This is a genomic window from Bradyrhizobium pachyrhizi (assembly GCF_029714545.1).
GTDB lineage: Bacteria > Pseudomonadota > Alphaproteobacteria > Rhizobiales > Xanthobacteraceae > Bradyrhizobium > Bradyrhizobium pachyrhizi.
The window spans coordinates 5835883-5848966 of record NZ_CP121667.1 but is presented as its reverse complement, the minus strand read 5'-3'; the positions used below and the strand labels follow the sequence as shown (position 1 = coordinate 5848966).

13 protein-coding genes and 1 pseudogene are annotated in these 13084 nt (G+C 65.7%); 9 read left to right on the top strand and 5 right to left on the bottom strand.

Annotated features, from left to right (window positions below; translation table 11 throughout):
* Nucleotides 1-137: 137 nt before the first annotated feature.
* Complete coding sequence (locus tag QA639_RS27780; RefSeq protein WP_057018410.1) at nucleotides 138-914, bottom strand: HpcH/HpaI aldolase family protein; 777 nt, start codon at nucleotides 912-914, stop codon at nucleotides 138-140.
* Between the two features lie 158 nt (nucleotides 915-1072).
* Complete coding sequence (gene murI, locus QA639_RS27775) at nucleotides 1073-1870, bottom strand: glutamate racemase (protein WP_028336775.1); 798 nt, start codon at nucleotides 1868-1870, stop codon at nucleotides 1073-1075.
* A gap of 184 nt (nucleotides 1871-2054) precedes the next feature.
* Here murI and QA639_RS27770 point away from each other — a divergent pair, with 184 nt between their 5' ends.
* Nucleotides 2055-2618 (top strand): cytochrome b, encoded by a 564-nt coding sequence (locus QA639_RS27770; protein ID WP_283087739.1) that lies wholly within the window; start codon nucleotides 2055-2057, stop codon nucleotides 2616-2618.
* Nucleotides 2619-2838: 220 nt separating this feature from the next.
* A pseudogene (locus tag QA639_RS41950) lies at nucleotides 2839-3602 on the top strand (IS5 family transposase).
* Between the two features lie 114 nt (nucleotides 3603-3716).
* On the opposite strand, the gene QA639_RS27755 reads toward QA639_RS41950, so the two are convergent.
* The 3 genes from QA639_RS27755 to QA639_RS27745 form a co-directional block, all read right to left on the bottom strand.
* Entirely contained in the window at nucleotides 3717-4889 is a 1173-nt protein-coding gene (locus QA639_RS27755; RefSeq protein ID WP_157343257.1) for a M20 aminoacylase family protein, read from the bottom strand.
* Between the two features lie 168 nt (nucleotides 4890-5057).
* Nucleotides 5058-5726 carry a response regulator gene (locus QA639_RS27750; protein WP_028336778.1) on the bottom strand — a complete coding sequence of 223 codons (669 nt, stop codon included), beginning with the start codon at nucleotides 5724-5726 and terminating at the stop codon, nucleotides 5058-5060.
* A gap of 1 nt (nucleotide 5727) precedes the next feature.
* Nucleotides 5728-7098: a histidine kinase gene (locus QA639_RS27745; RefSeq protein ID WP_157343259.1), complete on the bottom strand. Its 1371-nt coding sequence runs from the start codon at nucleotides 7096-7098 to the stop codon at nucleotides 5728-5730.
* 244 nt (nucleotides 7099-7342) lie between these two features.
* On the opposite strand from QA639_RS27745, the gene QA639_RS27740 reads away from it, so the two are divergent.
* From QA639_RS27740 to QA639_RS27710, 7 genes are all read left to right on the top strand, one after another.
* On the top strand, nucleotides 7343-8125 hold the full coding sequence (locus QA639_RS27740; RefSeq protein ID WP_057018416.1) for a MotA/TolQ/ExbB proton channel family protein: 783 nt from the start codon (nucleotides 7343-7345) through the stop codon (nucleotides 8123-8125).
* Nucleotides 8122-8811: a DUF2135 domain-containing protein gene (locus QA639_RS27735; protein WP_157343261.1), complete on the top strand. Its 690-nt coding sequence runs from the start codon at nucleotides 8122-8124 to the stop codon at nucleotides 8809-8811. Before QA639_RS27740 ends, QA639_RS27735 begins: the two co-directional genes overlap by 4 nt.
* Nucleotides 8804-9412 carry a hypothetical protein gene (locus QA639_RS27730; protein ID WP_050387690.1) on the top strand — a complete coding sequence of 203 codons (609 nt, stop codon included), beginning with the start codon at nucleotides 8804-8806 and terminating at the stop codon, nucleotides 9410-9412. The genes QA639_RS27735 and QA639_RS27730 overlap by 8 nt, the downstream gene beginning before the upstream one ends.
* A gap of 609 nt (nucleotides 9413-10021) precedes the next feature.
* Complete coding sequence (locus QA639_RS27725; protein ID WP_016843141.1) at nucleotides 10022-10156, top strand: hypothetical protein; 135 nt, start codon at nucleotides 10022-10024, stop codon at nucleotides 10154-10156.
* Nucleotides 10153-10746 (top strand): TetR/AcrR family transcriptional regulator, encoded by a 594-nt coding sequence (locus tag QA639_RS27720; protein ID WP_028336783.1) that lies wholly within the window; start codon nucleotides 10153-10155, stop codon nucleotides 10744-10746. Before QA639_RS27725 ends, QA639_RS27720 begins: the two co-directional genes overlap by 4 nt.
* Nucleotides 10747-10854: 108 nt before the next feature.
* Complete coding sequence (locus QA639_RS27715) at nucleotides 10855-11595, top strand: metallophosphoesterase family protein (RefSeq protein WP_157343262.1); 741 nt, start codon at nucleotides 10855-10857, stop codon at nucleotides 11593-11595.
* Between the two features lie 5 nt (nucleotides 11596-11600).
* Nucleotides 11601-13079, top strand: coding sequence for a serine/threonine protein kinase (locus QA639_RS27710; RefSeq protein WP_157343263.1), 1479 nt, complete (start codon nucleotides 11601-11603; stop codon nucleotides 13077-13079).
* Nucleotides 13080-13084 lie beyond the last annotated feature (5 nt).

Genomic DNA, 13084 nt, shown 5'->3' with positions numbered 1-13084 from the left:
CGAACGAGCGGTATCGGCGACACGCATCGTTCACTCCGTCGCAGGCGCGATGCCGGAAGTTGCGCCGCGGTTCCTTCACGACGTGACTGGAACCTGCTCGCCGGCGGCTGTGAACTAGCGGCGGCCGCGTTTGACGCCTACCGCTTGATCCCCGCGAACGCGGCCGCGATGCCGCGCTGGAACAGCGACCAGTCGAAGCCCAGCGCGAGCGCGAGGTAGCCGCGGTCGATCATCGCATTGGCCTGTTCGGCGGTGCGCGCGACGCCGCCGATCGGCACGCCGCTCTTCATGATGCCTTGTTCGGCGCGCTGCATCAGCGCGACCACTTCGGGATCGTCGGGCAGACCGCGCTTGTTGATCGAGGTGGCGAGATCGCCGGGGCCAATCACCGCGAGGTCGATGCCCGGTGTTGCCATGATCTCGTCGATGCGATTCACTGCATCGACATGCTCGATCGTGATCATGCAGATCATGTCGTCGTCAGCGGTCGCCATGTAGTCGTTCATCGAGACGCCCCAGCGGAACGGCGCATGGAACGGTCCCCAGAGCCGGTCGCCTTGCGGCGGATAGCGCACGCTGCGCACCGCCTTCACCGCATCGCTTGCGTTGCAGATCATCGGAAAATTGATGCCGAGCGCGCCGATGTCCATCGGTGCCTTGGCGAGATGCGGCTCGTTGGCGGCGATCCGCACCATCGGCACGCAGGGCGTGCCGGAGGTGGCCACGATCATCGCATGGGCGGTGCCGAGATCGATCGGGCCGTGCTCGAGATCGACGATGATCCAGTCCAGCGACTGCGCCATGATCTGCACGGTCTGGATGCTCGGAATGGTCGCGATCGCGCCGAAGGTCGGGCGCTTGTCGCGCCACGCCTCGCGCAGGCGGTTGAGCGGTGTCAGCGGGGCTGCGGTCAAATTCGGTCCTCCCTCGAAGGAGAGCAGAGGCTAAAGCATGATCCGGAAAAGTGTGAAGCGGTTTTCCGAAAAGATCATGCTCAAACAGGGGGCTCGTGCGCGATGATGATTCAACCCGATCTCATCGCGCTCCAGCGGCGTTGTGACGGCGAAAAGCATCAGGCCGGAACGCGGCCGCCGAAGAATGGCGTCAGCGCTTCCGTCAGCGCGTGCGGGCGCTTCGAGGTGAAGATCATCTCTGCGCCGGCTTGGTCACTCTCCGAGCCTGCCGGGCCGAGCAGGTCGGCGACGCGGCGGGCGATCGCCGGCGCCGGATCGATCCAGTCGACCGGCCAGGGTGCGAGCCTCCTGAGGCGTTCCAGCAGCAGCGGATAATGCGTGCAGGCGAGCACGACGGTGTCGGTGCGGGCAGGGTCGTGGGCGCCATCGCCGACGAAGCAGGGCGCGAGCTCGGCCGCGATATCCTCGTCGCGCACGCTCGCGCCGCTGAGGGCGGCCTCCGCCAGCGAGGCGAGCTCGCCGGAGCCGACCAGCGTCACCTCGCAGCCCTGCGCAAAGTCCGAGATCAGCTTGCGGGTATATTCACGCTTCACGGTGCCCCTTGTGCCGAGCACCGAGACGCGCCTTGTTTTCGAGGAGACGCAGGCTGGCTTGATCGCCGGCACGGTGCCGACGAAGGGCAAAGGATAGGCGTCGCGCAAATGCGACATGACCAGCGTGGATGCCGTGTTGCAGGCGATCACGACGAGGTCGGGCGCGTGGGCCGCGATCAGCTCACCGACCAGCGGCACCACGCGGGCGATGATCTCGTCCTCGCCGTGATGGCCATAGGGGAAGAAGGCGTCGTCGGCGACATAGACGTAATGCGCGTCGGGCCGGGCGCGGACGATCTCGCGCAGCACGGTGAGGCCGCCGAGGCCGGAATCGAACACAAGGATGGTCGGGGGAGTGGACACGCGAAAACTCTATCCGAAGCAGGGTTACCATTCAGTTGTTTTTGGCTATCCGGCCGCTGCGGCCGACAAAAGGCGGTGAGGCCGGGAATTTCATATGGCCTTGACCAATAGCTGCAAGTATCACGGCAAACTATTGCTGCGACGTGTGAAATCCAAAAATGCGGCCGCAAGGGGGCCACGCGACATGATCCGCAATACCGCCGCGAACTGGGGCTCGCTCGCCCGCGCGTTCCACTGGGTGCTCGGCATCGCCATCATCGGCATGCTGGCCTATGGCTGGTGGATGAACCACGTCCCGGCGCGGGCGGACAAGTTCTTCTACCGCTCGATCCACGCCGACATCGGCTACCTGGTGCTGCTGCTCACCGTGCTGCGGCTGCTCTGGCGCGGCCTTAACCCGACGCCGGCGCTGCCGGCCGAGATGCCCTCCTGGCAACGGATCGCCGCCCGGGTCAGCCACGGCGCGCTCTACGCCGCCACCATCCTGGTGGCGATGCTGGGCTGGGCGCATTCCGGCGCCCGCGCCCAGGATTATTCGAGCTTCTTCGGCCTGTTTCACGTTCCCCAGATCACCTCGCCCGACAAGGCGGCGGCGGATGCCTATGAGGATCGCCACATCTTCTTCGCCTATGTGCTGCTGGCGTTGATCGTGCTGCACCTAGCCGCGGTCGCCTTCCACTATTTCGTCAGGCGCGATCGCGTTGCCGCGCGGATGATCGGGGCGAATCCCGCCGATCGCGCGGCTTGACGCAAGGTCTACCTTTCCCCGATGGGGAGAGGTCGATTTGCGCAGCAAATCGGGTGAGGGGCTGTTGCATCGATGACCGTAACCTCTCACCCGGCGCTACGCGCCGACCTCTCCCGGAGGGAGAGGTGAAGACCACGTCCGTGCGGGTCTAGGCGGTGTGGACTCTAGGGATTCCCTTTTGAGGCCAAATCAGATTCAAGGCTTCTTTTGGGAGGCGGCCTTGGGTGTGATGGATCGTTTGGTGTTGAGCGACGCGGCTTGGGAGCGCATGGCGCCGCTCATCATTGGCCGGCCCGACCAGAAAGGTTCGACCGGACGCGACAACCGGATGTTCGTGGAAGGGGTGCTCTGGATCGTTCGCACGGGCTCTCCCTGGCGTGATCTTCCGGAGGCGTTTGGGGATTGGAACAGCGTGTTCCGGCGCTTCAGTCGATGGAGCACCAAGGGTGTCTGGTTGCGGATCTTCGAGGCGATGTCCGATGATCCGGACTTCGAATATTTGATCGTCGATTCCACCATCGTCCGGGCGCATCAGCACGCCGCCGGGGCAAAAAAAGGGGGTCTGAAGATCAAGCGATCGGGCGCTCGCGCGGCGGCTTGAGCACCAAGATACATATGGCCGTTCGAGGTTTGGGATGTCCCGTGCGGTTCACCCTCACCGCAGGCCAGAAGGGCGATGCCCCGCAAGCCGCCACGTTGATCGAGGGATTGCCCGCCGAGGTCGTCATGGCCGATGCAGCCTATGACGCCGATCATTTGCGCCAGGCCATCGCAGCCAAAGGCGCGATCGCCGTCATCCCCAACAACCCCTCGCGAGCCCTCAAACATCCGCTCGACAAGCATCTCTATGTCCAGCGCCACCTCGTGGAATGCTGCTTCAGCAAGCTCAAGCAGTTCCGTCGCGTCGCAACCCGCTTCGAAAAGACCGCCCGAAATTACCGAGCCATCGTCACGCTCGCTGCAATCGTCCTATGGATGCGATAAGTGTCAACACCACCTAGAGCATGATCCGGAAAAGTGCGAAGCGGTTTTCCGAAAAGATCATGATCAAACAAAGAGCTAAAGCGCGATGACGATTCGACCCAATCTCATCGCGCTTTAGCCCGCCGGCATCTGCTTCTCGACCAGGCGCACCCAGTAGGAGGCGCCGTGCCCGAGGATGTTGTCGTTGAACTTGTAGGCGGGGTGATGGCACATCGGCCCGTCGCCCATGCCGAGGAAGACGAACGCGCCGGGGCGCGCCTCCAGCATGAAGGCGAAATCCTCGGCACCCATCACCGGCACCAGATTGTCGTTGACGCGTTCGGCGCCGACCACGTCGCGAGCGACCTCGGCGGCGACGCCGGCCTCGCGCGCGTGGTTCAACGTCACCGGATACATGCGTCCATAATCCGTCTCGGCCGAGCCGCCATAGGCCTTGGCGATGCTGGAGGCGACCTCGCCGATCCGGCGCTCGACCAGGTCGCGCACACCGGGATCGAGCGTGCGCACGGTGCCGCCCAGCGTCACGGTCTCCGGGATCACGTTGAACGCGGTGCCGGCCTCGAACATCGTGATCGAGATGACCGCCGATTTCAGCGGGTCGACATTGCGCGACACGATCGACTGCAGCGCATTGATGATCTGGGCACCGATCAGCACGCTGTCGACCGCCTCGTGCGGGGCGGCGCCGGCGTGGCCGCCCTTGCCGTGGACGACAATCTTCAACGTGTCCGACGAGGCCAGCATCGGGCCTGGCGTGGTCGCGAAGTAACCCTCGGGCAGGCCGGGCATGTTGTGCAGGCCGTAGACCTCCTGGATGCCCCAGCGGGTCATCAGCCCGTCGTCGACCATCGCCTTGCCGCCGGCGCCGCCTTCTTCGGCGGGCTGGAAGATCACGACCGCGGTGCCGTCGAAATTGCGCGTCTCGGTGAGATATTTGGCGGCGCCGAGCAGCATCGCGGTGTGGCCGTCATGGCCGCAGGCGTGCATCTTGCCGGGAATCTTCGAGGCGTAGGCGACGCCCGAGGCCTCCGCGATCGGCAGCGCGTCCATGTCGGCACGCAGGCCGATGGTCTTTCCCGAAGTGGACTTGCGGCCGCGGATCACGCCGACCACGCCGGTGCGCCCAATCCCCGTCACCACCTCGTCGCAGCCAAACTCGCGCAGCTTGTCGGCGACGATGCCGGCGGTGCGGTGGACCTCGTAGAGCAGTTCGGGATTCTCATGGAAGTCATGACGCCAGGCGGCCATTTCATCCGAGAGGGCGGCAACGCGATTGACGATGGGCATGGGGAGCGTCCGTTTCTTGTGAGCTTGGTGGGTGGCGCAGCGTAGCGTAACCCGCCGAATTGTCCCGGGGCAATGACGTCGGTAGCCCGGATGGAGCGAAGCGCAATCCGGGGATCGAGCGCGCGGGAAGATCCCGGATTTCGCTTCGCTCCATCCGGGCTACGAGCTCTACAAATTCGCCAGTCCGCATTCGACGGCGAGGCGGACCAGCTGGGCGTCGGTCCGCATGCCGGTCTTGGCCTTGATCAGGTAGTGATAGTTCTGCACGGTCTTGGTGCTGAGGTGGAGGTTGGCGGCGATCTGCTCCTTGGTGCTGCCGGCCGCCAGCTGCCGGAGGATTTCGATCTCGCGCTCGCCGAGCTGGTCGAGCGCCGATCGGGTCGGCACCAGGCTTTCCATCGCAAGCACGCGGGCGACGTCGTCGCTCATCGCATGCTCGCCGCGCGCCACCGAGCGGATCGCCGCGATCAGCTCGGCCGGCTCGCTGCCCTTGGTGACGAAGCCACTGGCGCCGGCGCCGAATGCCGCTTTCACCTGGGCCGCCTCGCTGTGCATGCTGAAGACGAGGATGCGCGCGTCGGCGTCGCGCGCGCGGATGTTGCGGATCGCCTCCAGCCCGCTGGCACCCGGCATCGAAATGTCCATCACCACCACATCGGGCTGGTGCGACTTGAATGCGCGATAAGCACTGGCGGCGTTGTCGGCTTCGGCGACCACGCTGAAATCGTCCTGATGCTCGAGCACGCGCCGGTAGCCCTGGCGGACGACCGGATGATCGTCCACCAGCAGGATCGAGATGCCCCGAATCTTCGCCGTTGTCGTCGTCACGGTTGTCATCTCAGGCGGCGAGCGGGATCGTGGCGGCGACCGACAGGCCGCGGCTGGCGCGCGCGATCGACAGCGAGCCGCCGAGGGCTGTGACGCGCTCGCTGACGCCGGTGAGGCCGAAGCCCGCAGATTGCGCCACCTTGGCCGCATCGCCGCCGCCATCGTCCTCGACGCGCACCAGCAGGGCGTTCTCGCTGCCGGTCCGCCGCTCGATCCGCAGCACGATCTCGCGCGCCGAGCTGTGGCGCAGCGCATTGGTCAGGCACTCCTGCGCGACGCGATAGGCGGTGGCGGCGACCGTGCCGCTGATGTCGGCAAGGTCGCCCTGCAGATCGAGCTGGATCATCGGCTGCGCCGTGCGCGACCGCCAGCTGTCGACGAGATCGACCAGGCTTGCCTCCAGCCCGAGCTCTTCAGCCGGCGGATGGCGCAGCCGGTTCAACGTATCGCGCAGGCACGCCATGATGCGGCGCGTCGCCTGCGAGATCATCCGCGCGTCCTGCGCAATTTCGGTGCCGGCGGCGTACTTGTCCCCGGCACTTGCCTCGATCGTGTTGGCGAAGGCGAGGATCGCGGTGAGATTCTGGCCGAACTCATCGTGCAGCTCGCGCGCCAGCGTGCGGCGTTCGTCGTTGCGAATCTCGAGCAGCCGCCTGGTCAGCACCGTGCGTTCCTCCTCGGCAAGCGCGAGGCGGTCGCCGAGATCGCTGACGGCGCGCCCGATCATCGCGAGCTCCATCGAGCGGACGCGCGGCAGTGGCGTGCGGTACTCGCCGTCGGCCATCCGCCGCAGCGCCGACACGATCGAGTGGGCGGGTGCCAGCGTGTGCGCGATCGCAAGCGAAGCGAGCAGCGCGATGGCGAGCGCCATCAACAGCGCGACATGGATGTTGTCGAGAATGTGCTGCCAGGCGAGCGCGATCGCTGCGTCCGGATCGGCGATGGCGCGGACGGTTCCCGCGGTCGCGGCGCGGGCGCTGATCGGCCGCTCCACGGTGGCGTGATCGCCGAGCACCATCTGCACAGCGGCCGCGAACCAGCGCGGCGGCGCCTTGCCGATCCCCTTGCTCTGGCCGCAGAGCGGCTTCTCGAAGGCGCCGGCCGGTTCGAACTGCACGCAGATCCCCGGCGCAATCAGGCCCATGGTTTCGATGGTGCGCCAGTCCGGTGCCGGCAGCAATTGCTCGCGCATCCGGTTGCTGCGCAGCAGCAATTCGCGCCAGTACAGCGCTTCGAGCGATTGCGAAACCCGCTCGGCGGACGCCTGCGTGGCACGATCGACGCTGCGATAGGCGTCGATCGTGGCCCAGACGGTGGCTGCGCCGAGGCATAACGCGACGATCACGAGCAGGCGGGCGACCAGTTGAAGCACGAGGCGCATGCGATCACTCCACGGCCAGAGCATGATCCGGAACGGAGAGAAGCGGCTGGTCATGCTCAAACGAGAGGTGCGATGCTAACAGCACCGCTGTTCCCCGCCAATCGCAAGCATGCGAGGCTGTGCAGGTCGGGAAATTTGCCCGACGAAATCTGGGCAGATGTCTTTGGACGGCGCAGGCCGGCTCTGCTCTAACGGAAAGTGAGGCCCGCACGGAGCCTCGTGGAACACAGGGAGCTCACGCAGCATGGATGCCAAGGTCGACGTCGCGGCCGCATCGGCCGGCACGGACGCGGCGGAGCGCAGCGCCCTGCTGCTCTGGATGATCTTCACCGGCCTTTCGGTGTTCGCCGCCTTCCTGCTGTGGCGCTACGGGCTGATCCGCCTCATGATCAGTTCCGACCGCACCTACATTTCCAGCGTCATCGCCGTCCTCTACATCGTCACCTGCATTCATTGCTTCTGGCGGACGCGGGCGATCGCGCGGGAAGGCGAGGTGGCGCGCTCCTGCCGCACCATCCTCGCCGCGCCCGATGGCGCCAAGATCCTTGCATCAGGGGCGCTTGCATCAGATGCGCGCGGCCTGCCCGGCGGGCTCGTCACCGATCACATCAAAAGCCTGGTGCAGAAGGCCGAGGCGCAGGCCAAGGGCCGCATCGACCAGACCCTGCTGCTGCGCACGCTGGCGGACCGGCTGCGCGGGTCCAACGGCTTCGGCGCCTTCGTCTCCGACACGCTGATGAAGCTCGGCCTGCTCGGCACCATCATCGGCTTCATCATCATGCTGGCGCCGATCGCTTCGCTGGATGCCGCCGACAAGGTCGCGATGAAATCGTCGATGGGCCTGATGAGCGACGGCATGGCGGTCGCGATGTACACGACGCTGGCCGGGCTGATCGGATCGATCCTGGTCCGGATCCAGTACTACATGCTGGATTCCGCGACCCAGCGGGTGTTTTCCGACGCCGTCGTGCTCACCGAGACGCACGTCACGCCGGCCCTGGAACGTCGCCTTGGTACGCCGTCATGATGGATGAGTTCGGGCTCTATCCGCGCGAGGAGCCATTCGATCCCCTTGGTGTCATGCTGTTCAAGGCGCTGCAGGTCATCGCCTTCCTGTTCTTCCTGGCGCTGCTCGCGGTGTCACCGGACTCCAAGGAAGGCAAGATCGAATCCAAGGCTGAGTTCATCATCACGATGGACTGGCCGGACAACCATCCTGACGATCTCGACCTGTTCGTGCAGGATCCGGCCGGCAACATCGCCTGGTACCGGCATCGCGAGGCCGGCTTCCTGACCCTCGACCGCGACGACCGCGGCGGCGCCAACGACTTCATCATCGTCAACGGCAAGAAGATCGCTTCCCCGATCCGCGAGGAGATTGTCACGCTGCGCGGCGTCGTCGCCGGCGAATACACCGTCAACGTCTCGCATTTCCAGGCGACGACCGGCCAGCCGGTGCAGGCCAATGTGAAGGTGCAGAAGCTCAATCCGACGGCGCAGGTGATCTTCGACGACAAGCTGACCGTCGATCACACCGGCGACGAGAAGACCGCGGTCAGGTTTCGTCTCGATGCCGAGGGCAAGGTGATCAACGTCGACCGGCGGCCGAAATCGCTGCTCGAGACCTTCCGCAGCAGCTGGCGCAACGGCGGCGACCTCGATCCGAACACCGGCGTCCCGAAATCCGGCGTCAGGGTGCTCCGCAATGATTAGCTTGCAGTCGGTGATCCTCACGCTTGCGGTCGCATACGCCGTGGTCGGTGCGCTGCTGTTGATCGTGCTGGTCTATGCGCGGCTGCACTGGTCGCTGAAGGCTGTCGTCATCGTCGTGACCAGCGCCTTCTACTTCGTCAGCTTCGGCGGCATGCGCGGTCTGCTCGGCTGGGCGTCCGCGGAAAGATTGCCGGCGAACTTCAAGCTGCTGTCGACGCGGATCGTGGAGCCGCATTCGCTGGAGGGCGACCCGGGCTCGATCTATCTCTGGGTCGAGGAGCTTGACGAGGACAACAGGCCGAGCGCGATCCCGCGCGCTTTCCGCATTCCTTATAGCGACGCAATGGCCGAGCAGACCCACACCGCCGAGAACGAGATCAAGGCCGGGCATCCGCAGGGCGGACGGGCAGCGGATTTCGGCGGTGGCGACGGCACCATCATGGACTTCGTCAGGGAGTACATCACGCCGAAGACGATCGTGGAGACGACGGGCGGCGATTCCACTACGGGGACGTTCGTGGCCCCGCCGGCCGGCGCGCAAGGGTCGGTGTTCACGCCACTGCCACCGCCCCGGATGCCGCCCAAGGACGAGCAGCGATAGCCGGATGCCTACCCGGGAGGATGGCACAAAAATAGGGATCGGCAATAATCAGTCAGCGAAATGGACAGTAATCATCCGGAATTCCTCAATTCCCCGAAGCGTGTAGTCTTGGGGGTAACCGGGGCTAGATTTTATCCCCAAGACATTTTCCCGGCAAAGGGGCCGCTGCGTGAAGCGGCCCCTTTCGATTCCGGCGCCAAGGCCCGGCGAGGGGCCGGCGCGGTGAGGCGGGCTCACAGCACCGTCAGGAATGCGATCGCAAGAACCATGAGCCACCCGACAATGACGAGCGAGACCACCGCGCCCGCGGTGATCTTCGCGATCTCCTTCAAGGTCATTGGCCGGTCCAAGCAAGTCTCTCCCAGGTAGCCCCGAGCGAGACATAGGCGCGGCTTGGCAAATCGCCCCGGCTGCTCACGGAACGTTGTAGGCCGGGGCTTTCCGAGGGGGGCAGCTGTCATTTCACAAAATATTGTCTGACAGATATTGAAATCTGTCAGCGGGATGGTGTATATACTCACTAACCCAAGGGAGGAGGGCGCCCAGTAGCTATTCCGGCGTTTGGCCGGGGAGCCGGACTTAATTTGACTACCTCGAAGGACTACCTCCATGACCATAGAAATCTTTCAATTGACCGCCCAGATTCAACAGTGGCTCAATCTTCGTGTCGCCCGCCACTTGGCCGCCCAGGCCGCCAAGTTCACCCGCGGGCAGGACAGCGATAACCAGACGGTAAACGCATGAACGAGGCGGTGGTTTTGACACCCGAGCGGATCCTTGAGGCAACTGAGGATGTCTTGAGGCGCTTCGGGTTGACCAAGGCCACAGTTGTCGACGTTGCCCGTGCGCTGGATGTCAGCCACGGCAGCGTTTACCGTCACTTCCCCAGCAAGGCCTCGTTGCGCGATGCCGTCGCAAAGCGCTGGCTCGACCGCGCCAATGAGCCGCTGTGCAAGATCGCAGCCGGCGACGGCCCGGCGCCGGAGCGGCTGGAGCAATGGCTGCGCACCGCCTTCACGATCAAGCAGAAGAAGGTCTGTGACGATCCCGAGATGTTCGCGACCTACCTGGCGCTGGCGCAGGACGCGCGCGAGGTGGTGGAAGCCTACAAGGACAAGCAGGTCGACCTGATCGCGAAAATCCTGTCCGACGGTGTCGCGCAGGGCGTGTTCGAGATCGACAATGTGAAGGCGACCGCGCGTGCCGTGTTCGACGCCACCGTCCGCTACCATCACCCGGCGCATGCCGAGGAATGGGCCAAGCCGGAATGCCCGGGGCGGATCGATGCGCTGCTGGCCCTGCTGTTGAAGGGCCTGCGGGTCTGCAAGCCCTAGCCGAGCTTTCTGCCGACATCCCTCTGACCACCTGATGCCTTTGGCCCGATTGCGAGCCCGGGGCCGCGTGTGCTTGATATCGGACAGGGATCAGCAACGCGAACCACGATGCGGCTTGCACTGTTCGCCGATATTCACGCCAACCGGCAGGCCTTCGCCGCCTGCCTCGACGCTGCGCGTGCGCGCGGCGCCGAGCGGCTGATCTGCCTCGGCGATATCGTCGGCTACGGCGCCGATCCCGAATGGGCCGTCGATACGGTGATGGACCTCGTCGCGAAGGGCGCGGTCGCGGTGCGCGGCAATCATGACAATGCGATCGGCGTGCCGAGCGACAGCATGAATGCCGAGGCGCAGGCCGCGATCGACTGGACCCGCGGCCGGCTCAGCGGCGAGCAGAAGCAGTTCCTCGCCGAGCTTCCGATGTCGCGGGAGGAGGACAATCGGCTCTACGTGCACTCCGAAGCTTCGGAGCCCACGAAGTGGCGCTATGTCCGCGACACCGCCGACGCCGCGCGCAGCATGATGGCAACCGAGCTGCAGATCACGTTCTGCGGCCACATCCATCGTCCCGGCCTCTATTCGATGTCCTCGACCGCCAAGATGACGAGCTTCGTTCCGACTTCGGGCATCGCCGTTCAGTTGCTGCCGGGGCGGCGCTGGCTTGCCGTGCTCGGCTCGGTCGGCCAGCCGCGCGACGGCGATCCCGCGGCGTCGTTTGCGATGTTCGACACCGTAAGCCGCGAGATCACCTTTCATCGCGTGCCCTACGACGTCGCAACCGCGGCGGCGCGGATCAAGGCGAACGGCCTGCCGCACTGGCTCGCCGACCGCCTGCCGCTCGGCCGGTGACGCCGATGGCGACGCTGGCGATGCAGGCGGGCGCCGAGATCGATGGCTTCACCATCGGCGAACGCGTGCACCGCGGCGGCATGGCAACGCTGTGGAGCGTCACCCATCCCGGCATCACCGTGCCGCTGCTGATGAAAGTGCCGCTCACCTCGGAGGGCGAGGATCCGGCCGCGATCGTCAGCTTCGAGATGGAGCAGATGATCCTGCCGCGGCTGTCTGGGCCGCACGTGCCGGCCTGTTTCGGCACCGGCGACTTCGAACGCCAGGCCTATGTGGTGATGGAGCGCATCCCCGGGCAGACGCTCTACAAGCGGCTCGGCGAGCTGCCGATGCCGTATGAGGAGGTGAGGGTGATCGGCGGCAAGGTCGCCACCGCGCTCGCCAGCCTGCACCGGCAGAACGTCATCCATCACGACATCAAGCCGAGCAGCATCATGTTCCGCGAGCGCGGCGAGGCGGTGCTGATCGACTTCGGCCTCTCGCATCACCGACATCTGCCCGATCTGTTGCAGGAGGAGTTTCGGCTGCCTTACGGCACCGCGCCCTACATGGCCCCGGAGCGCCTGCTCGGCGTACGCGACGATCCGCGCAGCGATCTGTTTTCGCTCGGCGTGCTGCTCTATTTCTTCACCACCGGCGTCCGTCCGTTCGGCGAGACCGAAAGCCTGCGCGGCATGCGTCGGCGGCTGTGGCGCGATCCCTATCCGCCGCGCGAGCTGAAGCCAGACTATCCGCCTTGGCTGCAGGAGATCGTGCTGCGCTGCCTGGAGATCGACCCCGTGGCGCGCTATCCGACCGCGGCGCAGCTTGCATTCGATCTCGGCCATCCCGATCAGGTGAAGCTGACGGCGCGGGCGCAGCGGCTGAGTCGCGACCCGCTCACCACGGTCTGGCGCCGCCGCTTCAATCTCGGCGCGGTGCCGCCGCGACCGAAGTCCGATGTCGCGGCCCAGCTCGCCTCGAGCCCGATCGTGGCCGTCGCGCTCGATATCGGCGAGGGTGCCGAGGCGCTGAACGACACCATCCGCGTCACCGCCGAGCGGGTGCTGTCGACCTCGCCGTCGGCGCGGCTCGCCTGCGTGAATGTGCTGAAGCTCAATCGCCTGGCGATCGACCGCACCCATGACGAGCAGGGCCAGAACAAGCATGTCGACCGCCTGGTGGCGCTGCAGCACTGGGTGCGGCCGTTCGGGCTCGAGGAAGGGCGGCTGACCGTGCATGTGCTGGAGGCGATCGATCCCGCCGCCGCGATCCTGGAATTCGCCGCGCTCAATCTGGTCGATCACATCATCATCGGCGCGCGGCAGAACTCGCTGCGGCGCGCGCTGCTCGGCAGCGTGTCCGCCAGGGTCGCGGGGGAAGCGCCGTGCACGGTGACCGTGGTACGGCCGTCGCGGCTGGCGTCGCAAGCGGACGGCGGCGAGGGCGATGAGGCGGCGGAGCAAGCGGCGAATGCCGCGGCCACGCCGCCCGTAGTGTTCTAGCTCCC